The sequence below is a fragment of the Mesorhizobium sp. P5_C1 genome, from assembly GCF_054049815.1.
The window spans coordinates 1-2,105 of record NZ_JBFULQ010000755.1 but is presented as its reverse complement, the minus strand read 5'-3'; the positions used below and the strand labels follow the sequence as shown (position 1 = coordinate 2,105).

General features: G+C 62.0%; 3 protein-coding genes. 2 read left to right on the top strand and 1 reads right to left on the bottom strand.

The genetic code is table 11. From position 1 onward, the window contains the following. Nucleotides 1-355: outer membrane protein (locus tag ACXJ7R_RS30885; RefSeq protein WP_457155116.1), on the top strand; the 355-nt coding region annotated here is incomplete at its 5' end. 115 nt (nucleotides 356-470) lie between these two features. Here ACXJ7R_RS30885 and ACXJ7R_RS30880 read toward each other — a convergent pair. Continuing rightward, nucleotides 471-1,067: a glutathione S-transferase family protein gene (locus ACXJ7R_RS30880; RefSeq protein ID WP_457155115.1), complete on the bottom strand. Its 597-nt coding sequence runs from the start codon at nucleotides 1,065-1,067 to the stop codon at nucleotides 471-473. Nucleotides 1,068-1,174: 107 nt separating this feature from the next. Between ACXJ7R_RS30880 and ACXJ7R_RS30875 the strand changes: the two genes are divergently transcribed. After that, the gene (locus ACXJ7R_RS30875; protein ID WP_457155114.1) at nucleotides 1,175-2,002 is read left to right on the top strand and encodes a hypothetical protein; all 828 of its coding nucleotides are present in this window, start codon (nucleotides 1,175-1,177) and stop codon (nucleotides 2,000-2,002) included. Nucleotides 2,003-2,105: the final 103 nt, after the last annotated feature.

Genomic DNA, 2,105 nt, shown 5'->3' with positions numbered 1-2,105 from the left:
CGGCTACAATGGCGTCAAGGGCGACGATAACGGCATCGACTCCAAGGCCGGCTTCGAAGGCTCGCTGCGTGCCCGTCTTGGCTATGCCGTGACCCCGGAAATCCTGCTCTACGGCACCGGCGGTCTCGCCGGCAGAAACCTGAAGGTGGAAGATAATGTCCTTGGCACCAGCGATAGCGCTACCATGCTCGGCTGGACCGCCGGTCTTGGCACCGACATCAAGCTGACCGACAATGTCTTCGGCCGCGTCGAGTATCGCTACACCGACTTCGGCAGCAAGGACTTCGGTGGTGGCATCGGCAACGTCAAGGCCACCGACAACCGCGTCACTTTCGGCGTCGGTATGAAGTTCTAAGTCGTTCAAGCCACGACACGAAAAAGCCGGGCCTCGCGCCCGGCTTTTTTTGTGTCCAATGGGTCACTTTGGCGATCCCCAGTGATCAATCGATCACCCTTGGGCAATCAATCGATCACCCGGGGATGGAGCCTTTCAGCTCGGGAAATTTCTCATCGAAGCGCGCTGCCCAGCGCGTCAGCCGGGCGCGGCCCTTTTCCCACTTTCCGGCAAAGCGCAGGGCGAGATAGCCAAGGCAGGCGCGCAACGCGATCTGCCCGGCGGTGATCTTCTTCGGCAGCTTTGGCGGGTTGGCGTTGAGCATATCGAGTGCTGCCGTGATCTTCGCCCACTGCCGGTCGAGCCAGGGCTGATAGACCATCTCTTCAGGCCGCGTGCGTCGTTCATAGACCATCGACAGCGCGCAGTCGCAAATGCCATCTGCCAACGCCTCCAGCACCTCCGCCTCGAGACGCTTGTCGGGGTTGCGCGGAAACAGTGCGTTCTTCGAAACACGGTTGAGGTGCTGGGTAATGGCGCGGCTGTCATGGATCGAGCGTCCGTCGTCGAGCACCAACACCGGAATCTTGCCGAGCGGGTTGGCCTCGATCAGCACCGCCGGTTTGTCCTCGGTCTTGACCGGCACCGCATCGATGGCGATGCCGGCATAGGCCGCGGCCATACGCACCTTGGAGCTGTAGGGAGAAGTGGAAGCGTAGAGCAGTCTGGACATGATCGGGTTCCTGTTTGCCGGCCGGCACTTTTGACCGGGAGCGGCTGCCCGGCAATGGCCAGGCAACAAAAAACCGACTGCCAGAAAACCGGTGATGGTTTCCTGCCATGACCATCGTGACCTGGCTACAGACGGATACGCGATCCACATCGAGCAAGAAGACTACAGCAGAGCGGAACATCCGATCTGCTTTTGATCCTCCGCAACCCCGGCTTCGCGGCGGGGCATTCGTTTCATGGCCAGGTGTGAAAGAAGACCAAACCGCGCGAGCAAGCGAGGCAGCCTGTCCGGCGCCTCGCTTTGCTGCCCTGGCCCCCTTCGCCGACCGTCTTGCGCACGGCCCGAAAACCAGTTGCGGTTTCCGGAATGATCATGCGTCGATCGCAAGTGTCAAAGCGTTCTCCGCGCATCCAGCAGGACACACAGCGCTCCAACTAGACCTGGTCTACTTCTTGGCCGGCGCCTTCGCCTTTGCCGGCGCTGCCTTGGCCTTGGGGGCCGCGGCTTTCTTCACGGCGGGCTTTGTCGCTGCCGCTGCCGCTTTCTTGGCCGGTGCTGCCTTGGCGGCGGGCTTGGCCGCGGCCTTCGCGGGCGCTGCCTTCTTGGCTGCCGGTTTCGCCGCCGGCTTGGCTGCCGGCTTCTTGGCCGGTGCTGCCTTGGCGGCCGGCTTTGCCGCGGCCTTCGCCGGCGCTGCCTTTTTCACTGCCGGTTTGGCCACGGCCTTGGCTGCTGCCGGCTTCTTGGCCGGTGCTGCTTTTGCCTTTGCCGGTGCTGCCTTCGGCTTGGCCGCGGGTGCAGCTTTCTTCACTGCTGCCGCGACCTTCGCCGTTGCTGCTTTCACAGGTGCTTTCTTTGCCGGTGTCTTGGATGCCGGCGCCTTAGACGACTGCTTCGCCATGTCATGCCCCTTGCGTTACGCCGACGGCCGTGAATGACCTCGACGGGCAATGCATATCTGACTCGCGGCTCTCTAGCCAGCGAAGCAATAGACTGATTTTCGCAGCTTAAATTTTGGTTACCGATGGCTCACGATCATGC